Source organism: Acinetobacter sp. YH18001 (genome assembly GCF_013416975.1).
Classification (GTDB): domain Bacteria; phylum Pseudomonadota; class Gammaproteobacteria; order Pseudomonadales; family Moraxellaceae; genus Acinetobacter; species Acinetobacter pseudolwoffii.
In genome coordinates this window covers 1-4,319 of the sequence record NZ_VPEU01000089.1, presented here as the reverse complement: position 1 = coordinate 4,319, position 4,319 = coordinate 1, and the positions used below count along the sequence as shown (strand labels likewise).

Here is a 4,319-nt window from a genome sequence, read left to right as displayed (position 1 = left end):
AATACCAGCGCACAGCCCAAAGAATGATTTCGCCCTGAAAATGCCGACCATGGAAAGGATTCATATGCTGCACCTTTAGCTAAAACAGTCTTCAGCTTACCATTCGTGGTTATTTGCAACAGTGCCGTGTGGTCTACGGATATAACGTATATCCCTATGGCAAAAGGCTTTGTTTATTTATGTGCTGTGATTGATTGGCATAGCCGCAAGGTACTTGCGCATAGGGTATCGATTAGTATGGAGGTGGATTTTTGTATTTCGGCTTTAAATGAAGCGATTGAAAAATATGGTCGACCTGAAATATTTAATACAGACCAAGGCAGCCAGTTTACCAGTGATGCATTTATTGATGTATTGAAATCAAATGGCATTCAAATCAGTATGGATGGTAAAGGTCGATGGGTAGATAATGTGATGGTTGAACGATTATGGCGGAGCGTTAAATATGAAGAGGTGTATCTCAAAGCTTATAGCAGTGTCACAGATGCGAAAAAGCAATTAAGTGCATATTTTGAGTTTTATAATTTGAAACGACCTCATTCGAGTCTAGACAAAATGACACCAAATGAGTTTTACTATGATCAGCTACCCCAACAAAACAAGGTGGCTTAACTAGAGCGGAATATCACTTATAAATACGCTTTTAGTTGTTCAAACAAGTGGGACCACCTCTATATCTCGATAGGTATAGTAGAGTGATATCTCGATAGGTATAGTGTTTTGCAGTTTAGAGGAGATATCGCGATGCATACGCGGAAGGCAATAACGGAGGCGCTTCAAAAACTCGGAGTCCAAACCGGTGACCTCTTGATGGTGCATGCCTCACTTAAAGCGATTGGTCCGGTCGAAGGAGGAGCGGAGACGGTCGTTGCCGCGTTACGCTCCGCGGTTGGGCCGACTGGCACTGTGATGGGATACGCGTCGTGGGACCGATCACCCTACGAGGAGACTCTGAATGGCGCTCGGCTGGATGACGAAGCCCGCCGTACCTGGCTGCCGTTCGATCCCGCAACAGCCGGGACTTACCGTGGGTTCGGCCTGCTGAATCAATTTCTGGTTCAAGCCCCCGGCGCGCGGCGCAGCGCGCACCCCGATGCATCGATGGTCGCGGTTGGTCCGCTGGCTGAAACGCTGACGGAGCCTCACGAACTCGGTCACGCCTTGGGGGAAGGATCGCCCGTCGAGCGGTTCGTTCGCCTTGGCGGGAAGGCCCTGCTGTTGGGTGCGCCGCTAAACTCCGTTACCGCATTGCACTACGCCGAGGCGGTTGCCGATATCCCCAACAAACGGTGGGTGACGTATGAGATGCCGATGCTTGGAAGAGACGGTGAAGTCGCCTGGAAAACGGCATCGGATTACGATTCAAACGGCATTCTCGATTGCTTTGCTATCGAAGGAAAGCCGGATGCGGTTGAAACTATAGCAAATGCTTACGTGAAGCTCGGTCGCCATCGAGAAGGTGTCGTGGGCTTTGCTCAGTGCTACCTGTTCGACGCGCAGGACATCGTGACGTTCGGCGTCACCTATCTTGAGAAGCATTTCGGAACCACTCCGATCGTGCCTCCGCACGAGGCCGTCGAGCGCTCTTGCGAGCCTTCAGGTTAGAGGCCGTCGACAATGATAATCTGGATCAACGGACCTTTCGGCGCCGGAAAGACGACGCTCGCTAAGCGGCTGCGCGATCGGCGTTCCAAATCGCTGATCTTTGACCCCGAGGAAATCGGGTTCGTGGTGAAAGAAACGGTCCCCATGCCAGCGAGCGGAGACTATCAGGATCTCCCCTTGTGGAGGGGACTTACGATCGCGGCGGTCAGGGAGATTCGAAGGAATTACTCGCAGGACATCATCATCCCAATGACGCTCGTGCACCCGGACTATCTGACTGAGATACTCGACGGGGTAAGGCGGATCGACGATCAGCTGCTGCACATCTTTCTGACGCTCAACGAGGACCTATTGCGTCACCGGATCGCGAACCAGACCATGCATCCTGACCCGAATCGAAATGCGGAGATTCGAGAGTGGCGATTAGCGAATGTCGCCCGATGCTTGGCCGCAAGGGAACGGCTTCCATGCACAACCCGTGTTCTCGATAGTGGTGCACACACCAGCGATGAACTCGCAGCGATGGTGCTCGACGGAATCGATGGGCGCACCTGATCGCCTTCGACGCCTGCGCAAAGCGTAGCGCGAGGGTGGCGGGCTCACGACCAAACGCCCAGAGGTCGATCATCGCAGGGATGTTTGGCTTTGTGGTGCGGACGACGGGACTCGAACCCGTACTCTCACAGAGAAGCAGATTTTCGGGCACTGTTGCAAATAGTCGGTGGTGATAAACTTATCATCCCCTTTTGCTGATGGAGCTGCACATGAACCCATTCAAAGGCCGGCATTTTCAGCGTGACATCATTCTGTGGGCCGTACGCTGGTACTGCAAATACGGCATCAGTTACCGTGAGCTGCAGGAGATGCTGGCTGAACGCGGAGTGAATGTCGATCACTCCACGATTTACCGCTGGGTTCAGCGTTATGCGCCTGAAATGGAAAAACGGCTGCGCTGGTACTGGCGTAACCCTTCCGATCTTTGCCCGTGGCACATGGATGAAACCTACGTGAAGGTCAATGGCCGCTGGGCGTATCTGTACCGGGCCGTCGACAGCCGGGGCCGCACTGTCGATTTTTATCTCTCCTCCCGTCGTAACAGCAAAGCTGCATACCGGTTTCTGGGTAAAATCCTCAACAACGTGAAGAAGTGGCAGATCCCACGATTCATCAACACGGATAAAGCGCCCGCCTATGGTCGCGCGCTTGCTCTGCTCAAACGCGAAGGCCGGTGCCCGTCTGACGTTGAACACCGACAGATTAAGTACCGGAACAACGTGATTGAATGCGATCATGGCAAACTGAAACGGATAATCAACGCCACGCTGGGATTTAAATCCATGAAGACGGCTTACGCCACCATCAAAGGTATTGAGGTGATGCGTGCACTACGCAAAGGCCAGGCCTCAGCATTTTATTATGGTGATCCCCTGGGCGAAATGCGCCTGGTAAGCAGAGTTTTTGAAATGTAAGGCCTTTGAATAAGACAAAAGGCTGCCTCATCGCTAACTTTGCAACAGTGCCGTATTTGCAGTACCAGCGTACGGCCCACAGAATGATGTCACGCTGAAAATGCCGGCCTTTGAATGGGTTCATGTGCAGCTCCATCAGCAAAAGGGGATGATAAGTTTATCACCACCGACTATTTGCAACAGTGCCGATAAAAATATATCATCATGAACAATAAAACTGTCTGCTTACATAAACAGTAATACAAGGGGTGTTATGAGCCATATTCAACGGGAAACGTCTTGCTCGAGGCCGCGATTAAATTCCAACCTGGATGCTGATTTATATGGGTATAGATGGGCTCGCGATAATGTCGGGCAATCAGGTGCGACAATCTATCGATTGTATGGGAAGCCCAATGCGCCAGAGTTGTTTCTGAAACATGGCAAAGGTAGCGTTGCCAATGATGTTACAGATGAGATGGTCAGACTAAACTGGCTGACGGCATTTATGCCTCTTCCGACCATCAAGCATTTTATCCGTACTCCTGATGATGCATGGTTACTCACCACTGCGATCCCCGGGAAAACAGCATTCCAGGTATTAGAAGAATATCCTGATTCAGGTGAAAATATTGTTGATGCGCTGGCAGTGTTCCTGCGCCGGTTGCATTCGATTCCTGTTTGTAATTGTCCTTTTAACAGCGATCGCGTATTTCGTCTCGCTCAGGCGCAATCACGAATGAATAACGGTTTGGTTGATGCTAGTGATTTTGATGACGAGCGTAATGGCTGGCCTGTTGAACAAGTCTGGAAAGAAATGCATAAGCTTTTGCCATTCTCACCGGATTCAGTCGTCACTCATGGTGATTTCTCACTTGATAACCTTATTTTTGACGAGGGGAAATTAATAGGTTGTATTGATGTTGGACGAGTCGGAATCGCAGACCGATACCAGGATCTTGCCATCCTATGGAACTGCCTCGGTGAGTTTTCTCCTTCATTACAGAAACGGCTTTTTCAAAAATATGGTATTGATAATCCTGATATGAATAAATTGCAGTTTCATTTGATGCTCGATGAGTTTTTCTGATAGTTAGTCTTTGTAGAGACACAAACCTGAAATTCCGGACACCGCGCTTGGCACTGTTGCAAATAGTCGGTGGTGATAAACTTATCATCCCCTTTTGCTGATGGAGCTGCACATGAACCCATTCAAAGGCCGGCATTTTCAGCGTGACATCATTCTGTGGGCCGTACGCTGGTACT

At 50.3% G+C, this 4,319-nt stretch carries 4 protein-coding genes and 2 pseudogenes; 5 read left to right on the top strand and 1 reads right to left on the bottom strand.

Annotated elements, in window-relative coordinates; translation table 11 throughout:
* Nucleotides 1-126: 126 nt before the first annotated feature.
* The 4 genes and pseudogenes from FTV48_RS14195 to FTV48_RS14180 all read left to right on the top strand — a co-directional run.
* Nucleotides 127-612, top strand: a pseudogene (locus tag FTV48_RS14195) (IS3-like element ISAba14 family transposase); the annotation flags it as partial.
* Nucleotides 613-744: 132 nt separating this feature from the next.
* Nucleotides 745-1,605: an aminoglycoside N-acetyltransferase AAC(3)-IId gene (gene aac(3)-IId, locus FTV48_RS14190; RefSeq protein WP_000557454.1), complete on the top strand. Its 861-nt coding sequence runs from the start codon at nt 745-747 to the stop codon at nt 1,603-1,605.
* 12 nt (nt 1,606-1,617) lie between these two features.
* Nucleotides 1,618-2,160, top strand: coding sequence for an AAA family ATPase (locus FTV48_RS14185; protein ID WP_000587837.1), 543 nt, complete (start codon nt 1,618-1,620; stop codon nt 2,158-2,160).
* 209 nt (nt 2,161-2,369) lie between these two features.
* Nucleotides 2,370-3,074: an IS6-like element IS26 family transposase gene (locus tag FTV48_RS14180; protein WP_001067858.1), complete on the top strand. Its 705-nt coding sequence runs from the start codon at nt 2,370-2,372 to the stop codon at nt 3,072-3,074.
* A 49-nt stretch (nt 3,075-3,123) separates the two neighbouring features.
* Here FTV48_RS14180 and FTV48_RS14175 read toward each other — a convergent pair.
* A pseudogene (locus FTV48_RS14175) lies at nt 3,124-3,198 on the bottom strand (IS6 family transposase); the annotation flags it as partial.
* A gap of 129 nt (nt 3,199-3,327) precedes the next feature.
* Between FTV48_RS14175 and FTV48_RS14170 the strand changes: the two are divergent.
* Complete coding sequence (locus FTV48_RS14170; protein ID WP_000018326.1) at nt 3,328-4,143, top strand: aminoglycoside O-phosphotransferase APH(3')-Ia; 816 nt, start codon at nt 3,328-3,330, stop codon at nt 4,141-4,143.
* Nucleotides 4,144-4,319 lie beyond the last annotated feature (176 nt).

Bases quoted from the DNA above. Each gene is read 5' to 3' on its own strand.
- FTV48_RS14185 (WP_000587837.1), top strand. From the start codon at position 1,618: ATGATAATCTGGATCAACGGACCTTTCGGCGCCGGAAAGACGACGCTC.
- FTV48_RS14180 (WP_001067858.1), top strand. From the start codon at position 2,370: ATGAACCCATTCAAAGGCCGGCATTTTCAGCGTGACATCATTCTGTGG.
- FTV48_RS14170 (WP_000018326.1), top strand. From the start codon at position 3,328: ATGAGCCATATTCAACGGGAAACGTCTTGCTCGAGGCCGCGATTAAAT.